General features: G+C 72.0%; 20 protein-coding genes. 4 read left to right on the top strand and 16 right to left on the bottom strand.

Going from position 1 to position 17,659, the window contains the following annotated elements:
* Positions 1 to 18: 18 nt before the first annotated feature.
* The 9 genes from ABD331_RS32175 to ABD331_RS32135 all read right to left on the bottom strand — a co-directional run bounded on the left by ABD331_RS32175 (position 19) and on the right by ABD331_RS32135 (position 8,212).
* The gene (locus ABD331_RS32175; protein ID WP_344482904.1) at positions 19 to 669 is read right to left on the bottom strand and encodes an adenosylcobinamide amidohydrolase; all 651 of its coding nucleotides are present in this window, start codon (positions 667 to 669) and stop codon (positions 19 to 21) included.
* On the bottom strand, positions 666 to 1,439 hold the full coding sequence (locus ABD331_RS32170; RefSeq protein WP_344482902.1) for an ABC transporter ATP-binding protein: 774 nt from the start codon (positions 1,437 to 1,439) through the stop codon (positions 666 to 668). Before ABD331_RS32170 ends, ABD331_RS32175 begins: the two co-directional genes overlap by 4 nt.
* The gene (locus ABD331_RS32165) at positions 1,436 to 2,470 is read right to left on the bottom strand and encodes a FecCD family ABC transporter permease (protein ID WP_344482899.1); all 1,035 of its coding nucleotides are present in this window, start codon (positions 2,468 to 2,470) and stop codon (positions 1,436 to 1,438) included. The genes ABD331_RS32170 and ABD331_RS32165 overlap by 4 nt, the downstream gene beginning before the upstream one ends.
* Position 2,471: 1 nt before the next feature.
* Complete coding sequence (locus ABD331_RS32160; protein WP_344482896.1) at positions 2,472 to 3,431, bottom strand: ABC transporter substrate-binding protein; 960 nt, start codon at positions 3,429 to 3,431, stop codon at positions 2,472 to 2,474.
* A 199-nt stretch (positions 3,432 to 3,630) separates the two neighbouring features.
* Positions 3,631 to 4,500, bottom strand: a complete 870-nt coding sequence (locus ABD331_RS32155; protein WP_344482893.1) for a Gfo/Idh/MocA family protein — start codon at positions 4,498 to 4,500, stop codon at positions 3,631 to 3,633.
* A gap of 10 nt (positions 4,501 to 4,510) precedes the next feature.
* Positions 4,511 to 5,314, bottom strand: coding sequence for an SDR family NAD(P)-dependent oxidoreductase (locus tag ABD331_RS32150; protein WP_344482891.1), 804 nt, complete (start codon positions 5,312 to 5,314; stop codon positions 4,511 to 4,513).
* Positions 5,311 to 6,504, bottom strand: a complete 1,194-nt coding sequence (locus ABD331_RS32145; protein WP_344482888.1) for a cytochrome P450 — start codon at positions 6,502 to 6,504, stop codon at positions 5,311 to 5,313. The genes ABD331_RS32150 and ABD331_RS32145 overlap by 4 nt, the downstream gene beginning before the upstream one ends.
* A complete protein-coding gene (locus ABD331_RS32140; protein ID WP_344482886.1) occupies positions 6,501 to 7,460 on the bottom strand; it encodes a phosphotriesterase family protein in 960 nt (319 codons plus the stop codon). The genes ABD331_RS32145 and ABD331_RS32140 overlap by 4 nt, the downstream gene beginning before the upstream one ends.
* Positions 7,445 to 8,212, bottom strand: a complete 768-nt coding sequence (locus ABD331_RS32135; RefSeq protein ID WP_344482884.1) for a phytanoyl-CoA dioxygenase family protein — start codon at positions 8,210 to 8,212, stop codon at positions 7,445 to 7,447. The genes ABD331_RS32140 and ABD331_RS32135 overlap by 16 nt, the downstream gene beginning before the upstream one ends.
* A gap of 91 nt (positions 8,213 to 8,303) precedes the next feature.
* On the opposite strand from ABD331_RS32135, the gene ABD331_RS32130 reads away from it, so the two are divergent.
* Positions 8,304 to 9,215, top strand: a complete 912-nt coding sequence (locus ABD331_RS32130; protein ID WP_344482881.1) for a TIGR03621 family F420-dependent LLM class oxidoreductase — start codon at positions 8,304 to 8,306, stop codon at positions 9,213 to 9,215.
* A gap of 27 nt (positions 9,216 to 9,242) precedes the next feature.
* Positions 9,243 to 9,824, top strand: a complete 582-nt coding sequence (locus ABD331_RS32125) for a histidine phosphatase family protein (protein WP_344482879.1) — start codon at positions 9,243 to 9,245, stop codon at positions 9,822 to 9,824.
* A 4-nt stretch (positions 9,825 to 9,828) separates the two neighbouring features.
* Here ABD331_RS32125 and ABD331_RS32120 read toward each other — a convergent pair whose 3' ends face one another.
* From ABD331_RS32120 to ABD331_RS32095, 6 genes are all read right to left on the bottom strand, one after another.
* On the bottom strand, positions 9,829 to 10,089 hold the full coding sequence (locus tag ABD331_RS32120) for a sigma factor (protein ID WP_187414634.1): 261 nt from the start codon (positions 10,087 to 10,089) through the stop codon (positions 9,829 to 9,831).
* The gene (locus ABD331_RS32115; protein ID WP_344482876.1) at positions 10,089 to 10,991 is read right to left on the bottom strand and encodes a maleylpyruvate isomerase family mycothiol-dependent enzyme; all 903 of its coding nucleotides are present in this window, start codon (positions 10,989 to 10,991) and stop codon (positions 10,089 to 10,091) included. Before ABD331_RS32115 ends, ABD331_RS32120 begins: the two co-directional genes overlap by 1 nt.
* A gap of 20 nt (positions 10,992 to 11,011) precedes the next feature.
* Positions 11,012 to 11,770 carry a hypothetical protein gene (locus tag ABD331_RS32110; protein WP_344482874.1) on the bottom strand — a complete coding sequence of 253 codons (759 nt, stop codon included), beginning with the start codon at positions 11,768 to 11,770 and terminating at the stop codon, positions 11,012 to 11,014.
* A 49-nt stretch (positions 11,771 to 11,819) separates the two neighbouring features.
* Positions 11,820 to 12,065 (bottom strand): 3'-5' exonuclease family protein, encoded by a 246-nt coding sequence (locus ABD331_RS32105; RefSeq protein WP_225273446.1) that lies wholly within the window; start codon positions 12,063 to 12,065, stop codon positions 11,820 to 11,822.
* A 100-nt stretch (positions 12,066 to 12,165) separates the two neighbouring features.
* The gene (locus tag ABD331_RS32100) at positions 12,166 to 12,402 is read right to left on the bottom strand and encodes a DUF397 domain-containing protein (RefSeq protein WP_043632079.1); all 237 of its coding nucleotides are present in this window, start codon (positions 12,400 to 12,402) and stop codon (positions 12,166 to 12,168) included.
* The gene (locus tag ABD331_RS32095) at positions 12,403 to 13,224 is read right to left on the bottom strand and encodes a helix-turn-helix domain-containing protein (RefSeq protein ID WP_148437917.1); all 822 of its coding nucleotides are present in this window, start codon (positions 13,222 to 13,224) and stop codon (positions 12,403 to 12,405) included.
* 368 nt (positions 13,225 to 13,592) lie between these two features.
* Here ABD331_RS32095 and ABD331_RS32090 point away from each other — a divergent pair, with 368 nt between their 5' ends.
* Complete coding sequence (locus ABD331_RS32090) at positions 13,593 to 14,087, top strand: ATP-binding protein (RefSeq protein WP_344482852.1); 495 nt, start codon at positions 13,593 to 13,595, stop codon at positions 14,085 to 14,087.
* Between the two features lie 78 nt (positions 14,088 to 14,165).
* Positions 14,166 to 16,586 carry a helicase-associated domain-containing protein gene (locus ABD331_RS32085; protein ID WP_344482849.1) on the top strand — a complete coding sequence of 807 codons (2,421 nt, stop codon included), beginning with the start codon at positions 14,166 to 14,168 and terminating at the stop codon, positions 16,584 to 16,586.
* On the opposite strand, the gene ABD331_RS32080 is transcribed toward ABD331_RS32085, so the two are convergent.
* Entirely contained in the window at positions 16,580 to 17,596 is a 1,017-nt protein-coding gene (locus ABD331_RS32080) for an ABC transporter substrate-binding protein (protein ID WP_344482846.1), read from the bottom strand. The two genes, ABD331_RS32085 and ABD331_RS32080, sit on opposite strands and share 7 nt — an antisense overlap.
* Positions 17,597 to 17,659 lie beyond the last annotated feature (63 nt).

The raw sequence follows: 17,659 nt of genomic DNA, 5'->3' as shown, positions 1-17,659 counted from the left end.
CTCACCCTCGCCCACATGCTACTTCCCTCGCTTTAAGTGACGAGGCCGCCACCCTTCGGCCCCGCGACGCACCGCCGCGTGCACGGCTCGGGCCACCCGGGCCCCCCACTCCGACCGTGGCCCCCCGAACACCTCCTCCTCCCCCGCCACGGGCACCACCACGCACACAGCGTCGGAAGCGGTCCCCGTCCCGGCGAAGCCCGTCTCCACGAGCGCCTGCGTCTTCGCCTCGGTGACGGTCATCACGGTGTTGACCAGCGCCGCGTCCGTCATGGCCACGGGCAGCACCACCACGATGTTGATGGTCCCCACCCGGATGGGCGCCAGCTCGGGATCCACGTGCCCCTCGGGCGCGGCAGCCCAGGTGGGCACCCGGAGCCCCACGGTCGCGTAAGCCTCCACACCCCCGTCGGCCGCCCGCACGTACCGATCCACGGAGGCCGCGGTCATCATCCCGACCCCCGCCCCCTCGGAGGGCCCGAGCGACGCCAGGTGATCGACCGGGTCCATCCGCGCGTACCCGGCGACGACCTGCGCGTTCAGCACCCACTCGCGCACCCCGATGCCGCCCCCGAGCATGGCGGAGGAGATCATCCGCCACCCGGGCCCGAACTCCCAGAGCAGGGACCCGAGCCGGGTCCCCTCCTCGACGCGATAGCTGAGCTTCACGACCCTCCTCGCACGAGGTGCACGACGGGCCGCCCGTCGGGCCCTGGCTCGATCTTGACATGGGCGTCGAAGTGGCGGCCGACGAGTTCCTCGGTGAGCACCTGGGCGGGCTCGCCGGAGGCGACGGCCCGGCCGCCGGTCAGGAGCAGGAGGGAGTCGGCGTAGAGGCCGGCGACGGTCAGGTCGTGCAGGGTGGTGACGACGGTGAGGCCGTCGGTGCGGCGCAGCCGGTCCACCAGCTCCAGGACCTGCTGCTGGTGGCCCAGGTCGAGCGCGGTGGTGGGCTCGTCGAGCAGCAGGGCGGGGGCCTCCTGGGCGAGCGCCCTGGCGAGGACGACGCGTTGCCGCTCGCCGCCGGACAATTCGCCGACGCGGCGGCCGGCCAGCGCGGTCAGGTCCAGGCGTTCCAGGACGGAGCGGGTGACCTCGCGGTCGTGGCGGCTCTCGCGTCCGAGGTAGGGGATGTAGGGGGTGCGGCCGAGCAGCGCGTAGTCGAAGACCGACATGTCGGGTGGGAGGGCGGGGGTCTGCGGCGCGTAGGCGAGCAGTCTGGCGCGCTCGCGCGGCTTGAGGCCGCCGGACGGCCGCGAGTCGAGCAGCACGCCGCCCCGGTGCGCGACCAGCCCCATGAGGGCTTTGAGCAGGGTGGACTTGCCGGCTCCGTTGGGCCCGATGACGCCCACCCACTCGCCGCGCCGCACCTCCAGGTTCACGCCGTCGAGGACGTCGCGCTCCCCGAGCCGCACGGACAGGCCGCTGGCGCTGATCATGTGCTGGTCCGCCTGGTCATGCGGAGCACGGCCACGAAGAACGGCGCGCCGACGAACATGGTCACGACCCCGATCGGCAGCTCGGCGGGCGCGAGCACGGTGCGGGCCACGAGGTCGGCCAGCACGAGGAACGCGGCCCCGCCGATCATCGACAGCGGCAGCACGATCCGGTACGAGCCGCCCGCGATCCGCCGTACGACGTGCGGCACCACGATCCCGACGAACCCGATCAGCCCGCTCACCGCCACGGCCGCCGCGGTGGCCAGGGACGCGGCCAGCAGCACGACGAGGCGCACCCTGGCGGCCCGCAGCCCGAGGCTGGCGGCCTCCTCGTCGCCGACGGACAGCACGTCCAGCATGCGCCCGTGCAGCAGGAGCAGCACGGCGGAGACGGCGGCGTAGGGCAGGACGAGCCAGAGCTGGTCCCACCCGCCGCCGACGTCGCCGAGGATCCACGAGTAGATGCGCTGCAGCTCCTCGACCTTGAACTGCTGGACGAACGTCTGGATCGCGGTGAGGAACGACGTGACCGCCACCCCGGCGAGCACGAGCGTGGCGGTGCCGCCGGCCCGCCCGGCGGTGTTGCCCAGCGTGTACGCCAGGAACACGCCCCCGACGGCCCCCAGGAAGGCGGCCACGGGGATGCTCCCGGCCACGGCGGGCAGCAGCACGATGGCCGCGGTCGCCGCCAGCCCGGCACCGGCGGCGGCGCCGAGCAGGTAGGGATCGGCGAGCGGGTTGCGGAACACGCCCTGGTAGCCGGCGCCGGCCATCGCCAGCAGCCCGCCGACGACGGCGGCGACCAGCACGCGGGGCAGCCGCAGCTCGAACAGCAGCCCCTGCTCGACGGGCGCCAGCCCGGAGTCCACGTGGGTGAACGGCAGCCAGTCCACGACCTGCAGCACGACCTGCCACGGCGAGATGTCGGCCGCCCCGTCGAGCAGGGCGGCGATCATGGAGACGGCCAGCACGCCCAGCGCGCCCACCACCCACAGGGGTCTGGCCCTGGACGGGCCGGCCTGCGTCACCATGTCAGCCGGTGCCCGCCTTGGACACGGCGGCGCCGATGGCCTCGGCGAGGTCCACGACGCGCGGCCCCCAGCGGGAGGCGATGTCGTCGTCGAGCTGGATCACCTGGTCGTTCTTGATCGCGGACAGGTTCTTCCAGCCGGGCCGCTCGGCGAGGGTGTCCTTGCTCTGCTGGCAGCACTTGACGTCGGCCAGGAAGATCAGGTCCGGGTCGGCCTGGGCGACGAACTCGGCGGACAACTTGGGGTAGCCGCCTGCGGCGTCGGGCGCCTTGTCCGCGATGTTGGTCAGGCCGAACAGGCCGTAGATCTGGCCGATGAAGGTCTGGGACGTGGCGGCGTAGGGCGTGGTGTCGAGCTCGTGGTAGTAGGTCAGCTCGCCGCTCTTGGGGGCCTGCGCGGCCAGCTTGCCGATGGTGTCCTTCATGCCGGAGACGAGCTCGTCCGCCTTGGCCTGGTTGCCGGTGGCGGCGCCCAGCTCGGCGATCTCCTCGTACGCCTCGTCGAGCTTGGTGGCGGCGGGCTGGAGCAGGACGGGCACGTTCACCTTGCCCAGCTCGGCGACGACCTGGTCGAGGTCGTCGGAGACGATGACGAGGTCGGGCTTCTGGGCGACGATGGCCTCGACGTTCGGCTTGAAGCCGGACAGGTCGGTCTTGGGCGCCTCGGGCGGGAAGTTCGACTGGTTGTCGACCGCGATGACCTGGGGTCCCGCCCCGATGGCGAAGAGCGTCTCGGTGTGGGTGGCCGACAGCGAGACGATCCGCTCCGGCTTCTTGGAGATGGTGATCTTGCCGTTGGCCGCCTCGACGGTGACGGGGAAGCCGGCGGAGGAGGAGGCGGGGGCGGGGGCGGGGGCCGTGGTGGGGGCGGTCGCCGTGGTGGTGTCGCCGCTCTGGCCGCATCCGGCCAGGAGGAGCGTTCCCAGCAGCGCGCCCGCGAAGGCCGTGCGTACGGGCCTCACGAGAAGTCCTTTCACACTGTTCGGAACCGAGAGACCCGCGTTGAGCGACGGATCACCCTTTTCCACGAGGGTTGATGACGTCAGCGCGGAGGCAGGCGACCTGGCTATGACAGTTGCGGGACAGCGCCGGACTCACACCGGACTTCGCTGCGCTCTGCGCATCGGACAAACGTTATCAATGCCCCAGATGCCGCCTGCGTCAAGGGGCGAGTTGGGCCTGCGCCTCGGCGATGATCCGCTGCAGCCGCAGCCCGTGGGCGGCGTCGAGGGGGTGCCCGCCGCCCGCGCGCACGGTCGCGGCGAACTCCTCGGCGATCGTCTCCAGGGGGTCCTCCTCGAAGTGCGGCAGGACGGCGCCGCCCGCGCGGCCGTACACGGCGATCGTCTGCGGAGGCTGGTCGCCGCCGGCGGTCATGCACAGGGACACCTCGCTGACGGCGCCCCCCTCGTGGTCGAGCAGCAGGCCGATCCAGCCGAGCGCCCGGCCGTGCGCGCGCACGCCGGTGACGCGGCCCAGGGCGGCGTCCAGGACGTCGATCAGGTGCGGGCCGACGTCGAGCAGGGGGCCGTGCGCGCGCCGCCACGGGGTGGCGAAGGGGTGGTCGCCGAGGAGCATGCCGGAGATGCTCGCGGCGTGGCCGCCGAACGGGCCGATCTCGGCGCAGCGGGCCAGGAACGCGCGGGTCTGCGGGGCGTACCTGAGGGTCAGCACCATCTGGGACGCCACGCCCGCCTCGGCGACGGCCGCGGCCACCCGCTCGGCGTTGTCCAGGGTGTCGGCGAGCGGCTTCTCCAGCAGCAGCGCCTTGCCCGCGCGGGCGGCGCGGACGGCGTACTCGGCCTGCACGGCGGGCGGCACGCAGAACGCCACCGCCTCGCAGTTCTCGAACAGTTCCTCGGCCGTCGCGAACACCGGCGCCCCCAGCTCGGCCGCCGCCTCCGGCCTGCGCGCCCACACGCCGGCCAGCCGCGTGTGCGGCCCCTTGGCCAGCATCGGCACGTGCGCCATCCGCGCCCACGGCCCCGCCCCGATCAGCCCTACCGCCACCGGCCCCGCAAGATCGTCCATAGCCGCCAACCTACGGCCGCGAGCGCCACCGCTCAACCGCGTGCTGCGGCCGGTGCGCGAGGGTCCCCGAGTCGATCACCAGGGTCTGGCCCGTCAGGCAGCGCGACTCCTCGCAGCTCAGGAAGGCCACCAGGTTGGCGACGTCCTCCACCGAGCACGCCCACGGCAGCAGCCGCTCGGCCTCCTTGTCGGCGAGCTGCGCGGGCGTCATGGCGCGCCGCGCGTTCGGGGTCAGGACGAGGGCGGGCGCGACCGCGTTGCAGCGGATGCCGCGCGAGCCGTACATCGTCGCCACGTACCGGGTGAAACCGATCAGGGCCGCCTTGGACGCCCCGTAGGCGGCGTGCACCGAGTCACCCACCAGCGCGGACACCGACGAGGTGAGGACGACGGCGCCCCCGTCGGGCATGACAGGCATCGAGTGCTTGACCATGAGCATGGCGCCGCGCAGGTTGACCTCCATGGTCCGGTCCCAGACGGCCACGTCGAGCGTCTCCAGCTCGCGGTCCCGCCCGTACACGCCGGGCTCGAACACGGCGGCGTTGGAGTGCAGGACGTCCACCCGGCCGAAGGAGGCCACCAGCGTCGCGATCGCCTCCTGCACCTGCTTCTCGTCGGAGACGTCGCAGGTCAGCGCCATCGCGGTGCCGCCGTGGGCGCGGATGGCGGCGGCGGTGGCCCGCGCGCCGGCCGCGCGCACGTCGAGGGCCCCGACGAAGGCGCCCTCGGCGGCGAAGCGGGCCGCGCAGGCCTCGCCGATGCCGGACCCTGCGCCCGTCACCAGTACGACCTTGCCGTCGAACCGCCCGCTCACCATTCCACCAGCAGGGACGTCAGGCCGCGGCCCACGATGGACTTGCGGTAGGCGACGTCCTGGCCGGGCGCGAGCCGCAGCCCCGGCAGCCGCCGGCCGAGCACCTCCAGCGCCGTGCGCAGTTGCAGCCGTCCCAGCGCGGCCCCCACGCAGAAGTGGATGCCGTAGCCGAACACCAGGTGCTCGGCGGCGTTCGGCCGGTCGATGACGAACCGGTCGGGGTCGGGGAAGACCGTCCCGTCGTGGGCGGCCGAGTCGGTGGACAGCAGCACGAGCGCGCCGCGCGGGATCGTCACGCCGTGCAGGGAGACGTCCTCGGCGGCGTACCGGAAGGAGCCCAGTGACGCGCCGTCGATGCGCATGCACTCCTCGGACGCGTTCGCGACCAGCTCGGGCGGCACCGGCCAGGCGCCCTCGCGCAGCAGCCGCAGGACGGTGTTGCCGAGCTGGTTGGGCACGGTGTCGTTGCCGCCGAGCAGGATCGTGGAGATCAGCTCCACCACCTCGCGGTGCGACAGCTCGACGCCGATCAGCGCGGTCATCAGGGACGTGAAGTCGTCCCGCGGGTCCTTGGCCCGCGCGGCGACCAGCCGGTCCACGTAGTCGAGGTAGGTCAGGAAGCCGTCGGCCAGCTCCAGTTGCCGCTGCGGCGGCTGCGGCGAGAGGAAGAGCTGGAACCAGTCCTTGACGCGGGCCTGCACGAACGCCTCGTCCGCCTCGGGCACGCCGATGAAGCGGGCGGTGAGCTTGATCGACGGCTCGTGGCCGATCTCTGTGACGAAGTCGGCCCGCCCGCGCGGCGCCACCCGGTCGAGCAGGTCCTCGTTCAGCCGCCTGAACCGCTGCTCCATGGCCGCCACCGCGCGCGGCGTGAACGCCTTCGACACCGACCGGCGCAGCCGCGTGTGGTCGGGCGGGTCCACGTTGGCCACGAAGCTGGACAGGAACGAGCCGTGCTCGCCCAGCTTCTCGCGCGTCTCCCGGGTGAGGCTGCGCGAGATCGTCAGCGAGCCCTGGGAGGAGAAGCGCCGGGGGTCGCCGTACGCGGCCCGCACGTCGGCGTACCTGGTCAGCACGTACGCGCCCAGGTGCTCGCTGCGGAACACCGGCGCCCGCTCGCGCAGCCCGGCCAGGAACGGGTACGGGGCGGCGACGTGCCAATCGGCGCCGACGTCGAAGTCCTCGGTCATGGTGCGAAGATCCTCCCCGGGTTGACGACGAGCATCTGGTGGATCTGGTCGTCCGTGACGCCCCGCCCGCGCAGCGCGGGCAGCACGTCGCGGGAGATGTGCAGCAGGTGGTAGCGGGGGTGCCGCTCCCGTACGACGTCGGCGTCGAAGCGGTCGTTGAAGCAGTAGGAGTCGTGGCTCAGCACCATCCGGCCGGCGTGCCCGCGCGCGCACATCTCCGCCACGATCGCCACCCGGTCCTCGAACGGGCTGATCGTCTCGATGCCGAACCGGTCCATGCCCAGGTACGACCCGTTGGCGACCAGCTCCTCCAGGTAGGCCACGTCCGTCGAGTCGCCGGCGTGCCCGATGACGACCCGCCCGAGGTCCACGCCCAGTGAGGCGAGCAGCTTCTGCTGGTCGAGCCCGCCCCTGGAGGCGCTGTGGGAGTGCGTGGTGATCGGCGCCCCGGTCGCCAGGTGCGCCTCGGCGACGGCTCTGAACACCCGCTCGCAGCCCTTGGTCAGGCCGAGGTGGTCGGAGGCGCACTTCAGGACGGCGGCCTTGACGCCGGTGCGGCCGATGCCCTCGGTGAGGTCCCTGACGAAGAACTCGGCCAGCCGGTCCGGCCCGCCGAACAACGATCCTGGGCCGCGGTTGCCGAAGTACGGCGGCAGCGCGTCGTAGGTGTAGAGGCCGGTGGCGGCCACGATGTTGACGGAGGTCAGCTCGGCCACCCGCTGGACGGCGGGCACGTACCTGCCCAGGCCCACGACGGTGAGGTCCACGATGGTGTCGACGCCGGCCGCCTTGAGCGCGTCGAGCTTGCCCGCCGCCTCGCGCGCCCGCTCCTCCAGGTCCCAGCCTTCCGGGATGTCGGGCCAGTTCCACAGGATCTCCGGGCTCAGCCCGAAGACGTGCTCGTGCATGAGCGTCGCCCCGAGGTCGGCGACCGGGCCCCTCACGGTCTCAGGCACGGGAACCTCTCGTGCTCGAACGGCTGGTTCACGCGCAGCCCGAGCCCGTCGGTCTGCTGGTACGGCAGGCCGGTGTAGAGGGCGTCGGCGTCGAAGTAGGTGACGGTGAAGGACAGGCGCGGGGTGTCGCGGCGGTTGGCGGGGGCGCCGTGCACGGTCAGGGCGTGGTGGACGGTCGCGTCCCCGGCCTTGAGGTCGAGCGGCGGCGACAGCTCCAGCTCCTTGAGCCAGGGGTGCTGGGTGAGCTGGTCGTCGCCGGGGCGGGTGAAGCTGCGGCCGAGCAGGCCGTGGCGGTGGGAGCCGTCGTAGAAGCGCAGCGAGCCCATGTCGGCGGGCACGTCGGACAGGGCCAGCCAGACGGTGAGCATGGCCGAGCGGTCCATCGGCATCCACGGGAAGTCCTGGTGGAACTCGGTGGCGCCGTGCTCGCCGGGCTCCTTGACGAGCAGGTTGGTGACCTGGACGCGTACCGCGCGGACGCCGCGCAGCAGCCGGGCGGCGGTGCGGCCCATCGCGGGGCTCATGGTCAGCGCGCCGAACGCCTCGTCACTGGCCGCGATGTCCCTGGCCTGCCCGAACGCCTGGTCGACGAGCGTCTGGTGCTGCTTGGAGCGTGCCTCCAGGTAGCCCGTGGCCCGCTCGCGCAGGTCGGCGGCGACGGCGGGCGGGACGAGGCGGCCGAGCCGCACCCAGCCGTGCTCGGCGAAGAAGGCCGCCTCGTCGTCGGTGGCCTGACGCACCGGGATCTCCATGACCCCCAGTCTGGCACCTAAAGCAAGCGCTTGGTAAGACCCCGGCTCGTGGGCCACAATGATCCCGGGCGAGCACTTGGCGGGAGGCGGCGTGCGGCGGATCAGGTTCGGAGCGGTGGTCCGGGAGGCCGGGTCGGGCAAGGCGTGGGCGGAGAAGGCGAGAAGGCTGGAGGGGGCCGGGTTCGACGTGCTGCTCGTCCCCGACCACCTCGTCGGCCCCAGGTTCGCCCCGATCGCCGCGCTCACGGCGGCGGCCTGCGCCACCAGCAGGCTGCGGGTGGGCACGCTGGTGTTCGCCAACGACTTCCGCCATCCGGCCGTGCTGGCCAAGGAGACGGCCACGCTGGACGTACTGTCCGGCGGGCGGCTGGAGGTCGGCATCGGGACCGGCTGGATGGCGGGCGACTACACGGGCGCGGGCCTGGCGCTGGAGCCGCCCGGCGTGCGGATCGAGCGGCTGCGGGAGGCCCTGGCCGTGCTCAAGGGGCTCTGGGGCGAGGAGCCGTTCCGCTTCGAGGGGCGGCACTACCGGATCTCCGGGCTCGACCAGCGGCCGAAGCCCCTCCAGCGACCCGGGCCGCCGCTGGTGATCGGCGCGGGCGGCGCCCGGATGTTGCGGCTGGCGGCCGAGGAGGCCGACGTCGTGAACATCGGGATGCGGGTCAAGCCCGACGGCAGCGGGCCAGACCCCCGCGACGGCGGGCTGCCGGCGCTGCTCGCCAAGCTCGCCGCCGTGCGCGAGGCCGCCGGCGAGCGGTACGCGCGGCTCGAACTGGGCACCAGCGTGATCCAGGCGGGCGAGCGGAAGGCCGAGGAGGCGTGGAGCGCCGCCGACAGCGCCGCGCTGGACGAGACGCCGCAGGTGCTGCTGGGCACCCGGCACGACATCGCCGACAAGATCCGCCACTGGCGCGACGAGCACGACGTCTCCTACTTCGTGCTGCACCACGAGCGCGACCTGGACACCTTCGAACCCGTCGTGGAAGACCTGGCCACCGGCTGAGCCGGGCCGTGCCGGATGATGGGACACATGAATGAGATGTTGCTGCTCAGGCACGGCGAGACCGAGTGGAGCAAGGCGGGCAGGCACACCGGCCGTACCGACCTGCCGTTGACGGAGCACGGCGAGGAGCAGGCCAGAGCCCTGGCGCCGCTGGTCAAGGAGCCGTTCGAGCTGGTGCTCGTCTCCCCCGCCCAGCGCGCCCGCCGCACGGCGGAGCTGGCCGGGCTGTCGGAGTACCAGGTGGACGCCGATCTGTGGGAATGGGACTACGGCGGCTACGAGGGGATCACCACGCCGGAGATCCGGGAGACCCGGCCCGGCTGGTACCTGTGGCGTGACGGGGTGATCCCTGGTGACGCCGAGCATCCCGGCGAGAGCGTGGCACAGGTGGGCGCGCGCGCCGACCGGGTGATCGAGCGGGCCAGGGCGGTGGAGGGGCGGGTGGCGCTGGTGGCGCACGGGCACTTCCTGCGCGTGCTGGCCGCCCGCTGGCTGCGCCTGGCGCCCGAGGACGGCAGGCTGCTGAAGCTGGACACGGGCACCTACTCGCGGCTCGGCTTCGAGCACGCGGAGCCGGTGCTCACCACCTGGAACGCCCCCGTCTGCTGAATCGTCAGACCTTCGTGCGCAGGGCCGACTCGTGCAGGGCCCTGCTCACCAGCCAGCCCCGCAACGACCCGAGGCTGGGGTCGTAGGACAGGGGCCGCTCCCAGAGCGCGGTGAACACGTGCTGGGTGACCTCCTCCGCGTACGTTTGGCTGCCGGTGACCTTGACGGCGACGCCGTACACGTACGGGCCGTGCTGGTCGTAGGCGTCGGCCAGCGCGTCGAGGTCGCCGGCCGTCAGCCGCGCGCACAGGTCCATGTCGCTCATCAGTCGCATCCCAGCGTCGCGGCGGCGCGGATCAGGTCGCGGGCGAGCGCGGGGTCGCCCTCGGCGGCGTACGGGAAGCAGTCGGGCGGCAACCGGTTGGCCATCAGCCGGCAGAACTCGACGGCGTCGGCGGAGACGAGCACGCCGACGTGGTCGGAGGTCTTGGAGAGCGGGATCGTCCAGGTGCCGCCGCCCGGGCCGGTCAGCACGACGGTGGCGGAGACGTCGCGGCGCGGCCCCTTCATCGCGGCCGGCAGCATGGCCAGGCCGAACTCGGCGATCATGTGCACGTGCTCGGGCCGGGGCTCGGCCCTGGACCGGTCGGTGGCGGCCCTGATGTCGTCGGCGTGCGTCCACGTCTCGAACGTGCGCTGGATCATGACCTGGCGCAGCGGCGCGCGCGCCGGGGTGGGGCTGGTGCCCGCCAGCGCGACCTCCACGCCCAGCAGCACCTCGTTGCCTGCCGAGACCCGTTGCAGCAGGGACCCGGCCTGGTCGCGCCAGCGCCGGTGGATCGGCACGGGCAGCGTGACCACGCCGGCGCCCGCCACGCCCATGAACGCGGCCACGGTCGCGTCGTTGGCGGCCAGGTGCTCGACCACGCCCCTGATCGTGCCGTGCTTGGCGATCGGCCTCTCCCAGTCGGGCGCGCTCAGGTCGGCCAGCAGGTCGTCCATGAGCGCGACCTGCTCGGCGTACGGGACCGCCACCGTCGCCACGGGCACCACGGCCGGGCTGCGGCGCCGGCGTGCCATGGACAGCACGGCCTCGCGCAGCGACGCGGGCGGCTCGACGGGCGTCTCGGGCGGCCTGTCGAGCAGCGCGATGGCGGCGCTGCAGTCAGGGCACGAGGCGACATGGTCGTCTGGGCTCTGCCCGTTGTAGAGGTAGGAGTCCGTCATGGCCACCTCCGCAGCCGACGCTAACCCGGCGGGGTCCTCGGCGCCAGGCGGCAGCCGGGGAACGGTGCCAGCAGCGTCTCACGCCAGCGGCCTTCTAGGTAGTCGCGCGCGCGTTTTCCCCAGTCCAACAGCCGAGAATCGGGCTCGATCTCGTCGTCGAGGCCCAGGGCCGCGTCGCGGGCGCGCTGGGTGGCCAGGTGGTCGTCGAGGGAGACGGCCCAGACGGTGACCGCTTCCGTGTCGCAGAAGAGCACCTCGTACAGGCCGACGAGGGTGTGGCCGTGCTCGGCGAGCAGCGGGGCCCGCTCGGTGCGTACGGCGTGCAGGTAGTCGAGGGCGGCGCCGGGGCGGACGCGGGCGTTCTCGAAGAGGTAGAGCTCGGCGGCGGGCGCCTCGGCGAGCGGCGGGCAGCCGGGCACGGCGCCGAGTGGCCGCGAGTAGGCGGAGAAGCGCAGGTCGTCGATGTCGGACAGGAACAGGCGCTCGTCCACGCCCTGGTAGATCTCCATCATCTGCCGCCAGCCGCCGTCCCAGCCGCCGTGGCAGTCCCACAGTGTGACGGCCTTGAACTGGGGGTGGCCGGTGATGCCGACGGCGTAGAAGGCGCCCACGAGGTCGATCTCGCGTGACCTGATGGACATGCCGGAGGTCAGCTCGGGGGCGGTGCGCTCCGCGTCCTCGCGCTTGTAGCGGGTCAGCCAGGTGAGGTACTCCAGCGGACGCCTGGAGTTCATGGGCCGGAAGTCGACCTCCTCGATCAGGTGGATCGCGCGCCGCACCACGCCTCCTCTGGTCTACCAAGCGATTGCTCGGCTCAGAGGATAGCGATCAGGACAGCGCTTGGGAAGGCTGGGGCCCGCGCCCGGTCAGCCACTCGAGGACCTTGCGGTGCCCGGAGGCGGCGTCCTCGAAGTGGCCCCAGTGCCAGTAACGCGGCTGGTCCCTGATGCCGGTTACCCAGGTGCGGTAGGAGACGGAGGCGCCCGTGGTGGCGGGCGCCACGCCATAGGTGCGAATCACGACCTTGCCGCCCGGCGCGAACAGCACGTCGTCGGCGATCGGATACAGAGTCATCTGGTCGAGCATGACCCGAATATTGGCCGAAGGACGAGGCCGGGCGGTTACGCCTCCGGCGCGCCCCCGTTACGCGGGCGCGCCGTGTGTGAACATGCTGTTACACGAGCAGGCCGTCGAACTCTCCGTCCTTCACCCCGAGCACCAGGGCCCGGATCTCGTCGCGGGTATAGATGAGGGCAGGGCCGTCGGGGAAACGGGAGTTGCGCACCGCGATGCCCCCGTCGGGGAGCTCGGCGAGCTCGACGCAGTTGCCCTGCGAGTTGCTGTAGCGGCTCTTGCGCCAGGCGACCTGGGTGAGGTCGGCCGCGGGCATGCCGTTGTAGGTCTGGTTCATCTACATCTTTCTGAGAAGACCGCCGATGAGCTCGACGGTGCCCCCTGGCGTGGTGCTCTCCACGCACAACTGCTCCATGGCCGTGAGGTACGGATCGATGTCCTCACGCTTGTCCAGGTACAGGGCACCCCAGAGCTGCTCGACGTAGACAACGTCCGACAAGTCGGACTCGGGAAACCGCAAGATGCTGAACGCGCCCCCCTCGGCGGCGTGCTTGCCGAATCTGAAGGGCATCACCTGGAGGGTGATGTTGGGAAGGGCGGCGACTTCCAGCAGATGCCGGAGCTGCTCGGACATGACCTCCCGCCCGCCGATGGTCCGCTTGAGCGCCGCCTCGTCGATGACGGCCCACAACCGGGGTCCGTCCTTCTGGGTGAAGCGCTCCTGGCGCTGCATGCGCATGTGCACGCGCCGTTCGATTCTCTCGGGGCTCGCATCGGGGTTGCCGAGCTGGAAGACCGAGCGCGCGTACGAGGCCGTCTGCAGCAGGCCGGGCACGAACTGCACCTCATAGGTACGGATCACGCTCGCGGCCTCCTCCAGGCCGATGTACGTGGTGAACCACGACGGCAGCTCGGCCGAGTACTTGTGCCACCACCCGGGGGTGTTGGCCTCGCGCACCATCTCCAGCAGGGCACGGCGTTCGGCATCGTCGACGACGCCGTACAAGGTGAGCAGGTCTTCCACGTCACGTGTCTTGAAGCCGACGCGGCCGAGCTCCATGCGACTGATCTTGGACTCGGACGCCCGGATGTGGAATCCGGCCTGTGCCCGGTCGAGCCCGCTGGCCTCGCGGAGGCGCCTGAGACTCGCCCCCAGCATGATGCGCCGAACGGTTGAACCGGTCCCGGGCGGATCAATCGACACGTGCTGCTCCTCGGTCCTATCCCTGAAGGCCATATCCCCGAAGGGTCGTTTCCTTGCAACACGATGGGACCGCACCGTTCTCGGCGGCGCCCACCGCACGTAGTGAAGTTGCACCCGCGATACGCCCCATTTGTACGGGCGACCGCAGGGTAGCGGAGTATGCACCTACAGTCTGTCACTTCACGGCCGAAAGATCATGGGCCGCGGACAAGATCCCCTTTCCCCCATATTGACCAATTGAGGGCAACCGTAGCGCGTGCACGAGTTGTCTGCACGTGCATTCGCTCTTGCACCTGCACGAGAGTTTGCAGCAGAATGATCACGTGCAATCCACCACGGCGCACGGCCAGTGGACCACGTTCGATTGGTGGCCCCCTGTCGGCTGGTGGCCGGAGGCCGCCCGCGATCTGCTGGTCCCCGGCCCCTCTACGAGCGCCACGTTCGTCCTCCCGCCCGCCGCCACCTCGGTCCATTCCGCCCGCAGCTTCACCGTGGGCGCGCTGACCGGCTGGGGTCTCGGCGAGCTGGCCGACAACATGGAGCTGGTGGTCTCCGAGCTGGCCACCAACGCGCTGCGGCACGGCCTGTGCCTGGACGACCCGTCCCGCGAGCGCTCGGTCCACATGTCCCTCGTCCGCAGGGGGCCGCTGGTCACCAGCGCCTTCACCGATCCAGGCTCCTCGGTGCCCGTGCTGCGATACCCTGGCCCCCTTGACACCGGCGGCCTCGGACTCCACATCGTCGAATCGCTCAGCCTCCGCTGGGGCTGGTCCGCACTCGCGCCTCACGGAAAGATCGTCTGGGCAGTCCTCTCCTGACCGGGGGTGATCTGCATTACCGTGGATGGTCATGGCTCACGGTGAGTCCCGCGCGCGACCCCATGAGAGTGCTGACAGATGGAAGATCACCTGCTCGGCTGGCTGCGAACACTGGACGAGGACAGGCTTGGCCGCATCCTGGCCAACCGGCCCGACGCCATCGCCGCGCCCTGGCCCAGGCGGCTCGACACCCTGGCCCAGCGGCTCGGCAACGCCGTCGCCGTGATCGAGACCCTGCGCGGCCTGCCATTGCCCTGCCTTCAGGTCGCCGAGACCACCCTGGCCATGACCCGCCCCACCGCCGAGTCGCTGGCGCGCTTCCTCAGCAGCCCGCCCGACGAGGTGACGCCCTGGCTGGAGCACCTCTACGACCACGCGCTGGCCTGGCCGGGCGACGACGGCGTCATCCACCTCGCCGAGGGCGTCTCGCGCTGGTGGGCCGCGCCGCTCAGCCTCGGCGAGCCGCTCGACCACTACCTGAACGCCTGGTCCATCAGCAACGACGCGCTGCACGCGCTCGCCCGCAACCTCGGCCTGCCCGTGCAGGGCAACAAGCGCCGCATGATCACCCGCGTCATCGAGGCGCTCAGCGACACCGACCGCATCAGGGCGCTGATGCGCCACGCCCCCGACGGCACCGTGCCGCTGCTCGACCGCTTCGCCTGGGACGGCCCCGCACTCACCGTCGACGGCGCCAAGTTCGTCAGCCCCGGCACGCCCGAGCGGTGGTGCGCCGACCACGGCCTGCTCTTCCGGCCGAGCTGGCACAAGGCCGAGATCCCCCGCGAGGTGGCGATCTGCCTGCGCGGCTCCGGCTACCACCCGGCCTTCCTGCCCGACGCGCCCGAGATGGCCACCATCCCCGTCGACCCCGAGGAGGTCGACCACCTGATGACACTGGCCGCCCCGCACGTGGTCGAGCGGTGCGCGGCCCTGCTCGACAACACCTCCAAGACGCCGCTGCCGCTGCTCAAGACCGGCGGCGTGGGCGTGCGCGAGGTGCGCAGGATGGCCAAGGAGACCGGCTGCGACGAGGACGAGACGCGGCTGCTGCTGGAGGTGTGCGCGGTCGCCAGGCTGCTGGCCTGGGACGAGCCGTCCGGCGGCATGATCCCCACCGAGCGCTTCGACCGGTGGCGGCTCGACGAGGGCTCGGCCCGGCTGCGGGTGCTGCTGGCGGCGTGGTGGCGGATGGAGCGCTCCTCGCTGCGCAAGATCGACGGCAAGTACGGCACCGTGCTCGGCGACGACCCGGCCGGCGCCGCGCTCGCCCAGGTGCGCAGGGCCGTGCTGGCCGTGCTCGCCCACCTGCCCGCCGGCACGGCCTTCGCCGACCGCGACAGCCTCATCGCCGCCATCCACTGGCACGCCCCGCTGCTCGACAGGGCGCTGCTGCGCGAGTGCGCGCCCGCCGTACTCGACGAGGCCAGGCTGCTCGGGCTGCTGGCCAACAACACGCTGACCGACCTCGGCCGCGCGCTGGCCGGCCTGACGGCCAAGCCCGGCGACGAGAACGACGACGCCGTCCCCATGGTCGAGCACGACCCGGTGCTGGCCGAGGCCGCCACCAGGGCGCTGGCCAGCGTGCGCAGGAGCGCGCTGTTCGGGCCCGACCTGACCGCCGTCGTCACCGGGCCGCCGTCGGCGGAGCTGGCGGCGCTGCTCGACCGCTGCGCCGACCGCGAGTCCCGCGGCGCCGCCTCCGTGTGGCGCTTCACCACGCCGAGCGTGCGGCGCGCCCTCGACCAGGGCTACGAGGCCGACGACCTGCTCGACGAGCTGGCCGCGGTCGGCACCATCCCGCAGCCGCTCGAATACCTGGTCCGCGACACCGCCCGCAGGCACGGCGAGGTGACCGTGAGCACGGTCGGCTGCGTGGTGCAGGCCACCGACCCCACGCTGCTCGCCGAGATCGCCGCGCACCGGCGGCTGGGCCGGCTCGGGCTGCGGCTGCTGGCCCCCACGGTGCTGGTCAGCGCCGCGCCGGCCGACCGCACGCTGGCCGCGCTGCGCGAGGTCGGCTACTCCCCCGTGCCCGTCTCCGACACCGGGGAGATCACCATTCACCGGGTCAGGGCCGAGGAGAGCGCGCCGGGCAAGCTCATCCTGCTGCCCGGCGGGCAGGTGGCGGAGCTGTCCGACTTCCCCGGCCTGGCGGAGTTCGAGGCGCCGCCCCACATGCTGGCCGAGCCGCCGCCCGACCCGTACGAGCACGCCCGCCGCCTCGTCGCCGCCGGCCGGGCGGACGACGACAGGAACGGCCGCACCTGGGCCATCATCGGCAGGATGGCGACCAGGCTGCCGACGGCGCAGCAGTCGCTGCTCGGGTTCGTGGTCGACCGGGGCGTGCGCGCCGGGATCACCCTGACCGGCGGGCTGACCGCCACGATCAGTCACGGCGAGCTGAAGGGCGGCGCGCTGGACGCCTGGTGCGAGGAGGCGGGCGACTACCTGGAGTTCCCCCTCGCGGAGATCGTCGAGGTCCGGGGCGCCTACTGAAGCGGCTTGGCCTTCTTCAGGTTCGCCACCAGCTCCTCCAGGAAGGTGGCGTAACCCTGGTAGCTGAAGGGCGCCTCGGCGGACCACGGGTAGAGCTGGCCTGCCTTGACCGCGGGGAGCTTGGCGAAGGTGGGCTTCTTCAGCATCTCCTCGGGCTTGAGCGCCTGCGTGCGCGTGTCGTAGAGGATCACGTCGGCGTCGTACTCGTCGGCGTTCTCCCAGCTCAGCGTCTGGAAGAAGCCGCCCTCGTCGACCTTGGAGGGCGTGACGACGTTCAGGCCCGCGTTGACCATGTGCACGATGTCCGGGTACTCCGGCGGGTTGACCACCCAGAAGGCGTCCGCGCCGCCCGACACCAGGAGGATCTTGAGGTTCTTGAACTGGGACAGCTCCTTGGTGGCCGCCTCCATGCGGGCCTTGGCCTCGGGCACGCCCTCCATGGTGGCGCCGAGCGACTTGGCCAGCTCCTCGTACTTGCCGATCACCTCGGTGGCGCTCTTGCCGGTGAGCATGACGCCGGCGGTCGGGGCGACCTGCTCGATGGTGTCCTTGGACTTCTCGGGCACGTACCAGAGGGTGCCGTTGATGTACATGCTGCTGACGAGCAGGTCGGGCTGCAGCGCGATGTACTGCTCGACGTTGAACTCGTCCCAGACGTTGCCCAGGCCCGTGACCTTGGTGATGTCCACGTTGCCGGCCTGCGGGTCCTTGGTGCCGTCCTTGAGCTTGTGCGGGCCGAAGACCCCGATCGGGCGCACGCCGAAGTCCCACAGGGCGGCCGCGGCGCCTACCTGGGCGACGATCCTGGTGGGGACCTTGGGCTGCGCCAGCTTCTTGCCGCGGTCGTCGGTGAACGTCCAGGCCTGCGCCGGGGCGGCGGAGGAGGCCGAGGCCGCCGGGGACGCCTGCGTGGCCGTCCCGCCGTCACCGCACGCCGCCAGTGTCAGGGCCGCCGCGAGTCCCACCGCGCCCGACAGGAAGCCCCTGCGAGCCAGTACCGGTCCCGACATGTACATCTCCTAAGGTTAGGCTTGCCTTCTTGTACGACCATTAGATTAGCCTTGCCTAAGTTT

The organism is Nonomuraea monospora, from assembly GCF_039531895.1.
In the GTDB taxonomy this organism is placed as follows: domain Bacteria; phylum Actinomycetota; class Actinomycetes; order Streptosporangiales; family Streptosporangiaceae; genus Nonomuraea; species Nonomuraea monospora.
The sequence above is the reverse complement of the archived record's forward strand: the minus strand, read 5'-3'. Positions and strand labels throughout refer to the sequence as shown.

Bases quoted from the DNA above. Each gene is read 5' to 3' on its own strand.
- ABD331_RS32170 (WP_344482902.1), bottom strand. From the start codon at position 1,439: ATGATCAGCGCCAGCGGCCTGTCCGTGCGGCTCGGGGAGCGCGACGTC.
- ABD331_RS32165 (WP_344482899.1), bottom strand. From the start codon at position 2,470: ATGGTGACGCAGGCCGGCCCGTCCAGGGCCAGACCCCTGTGGGTGGTG.
- ABD331_RS32155 (WP_344482893.1), bottom strand. From the start codon at position 4,500: ATGGACGATCTTGCGGGGCCGGTGGCGGTAGGGCTGATCGGGGCGGGG.
- ABD331_RS32145 (WP_344482888.1), bottom strand. From the start codon at position 6,504: ATGACCGAGGACTTCGACGTCGGCGCCGATTGGCACGTCGCCGCCCCG.
- ABD331_RS32135 (WP_344482884.1), bottom strand. From the start codon at position 8,212: ATGGAGATCCCGGTGCGTCAGGCCACCGACGACGAGGCGGCCTTCTTC.
- ABD331_RS32125 (WP_344482879.1), top strand. From the start codon at position 9,243: ATGAATGAGATGTTGCTGCTCAGGCACGGCGAGACCGAGTGGAGCAAG.
- ABD331_RS32120 (WP_187414634.1), bottom strand. From the start codon at position 10,089: ATGAGCGACATGGACCTGTGCGCGCGGCTGACGGCCGGCGACCTCGAC.
- ABD331_RS32115 (WP_344482876.1), bottom strand. From the start codon at position 10,991: ATGACGGACTCCTACCTCTACAACGGGCAGAGCCCAGACGACCATGTC.
- ABD331_RS32105 (WP_225273446.1), bottom strand. From the start codon at position 12,065: ATGACTCTGTATCCGATCGCCGACGACGTGCTGTTCGCGCCGGGCGGC.
- ABD331_RS32100 (WP_043632079.1), bottom strand. From the start codon at position 12,402: ATGAACCAGACCTACAACGGCATGCCCGCGGCCGACCTCACCCAGGTC.
- ABD331_RS32095 (WP_148437917.1), bottom strand. From the start codon at position 13,224: ATGCTGGGGGCGAGTCTCAGGCGCCTCCGCGAGGCCAGCGGGCTCGAC.
- ABD331_RS32085 (WP_344482849.1), top strand. From the start codon at position 14,166: ATGGAAGATCACCTGCTCGGCTGGCTGCGAACACTGGACGAGGACAGG.
- ABD331_RS32080 (WP_344482846.1), bottom strand. From the start codon at position 17,596: ATGTCGGGACCGGTACTGGCTCGCAGGGGCTTCCTGTCGGGCGCGGTG.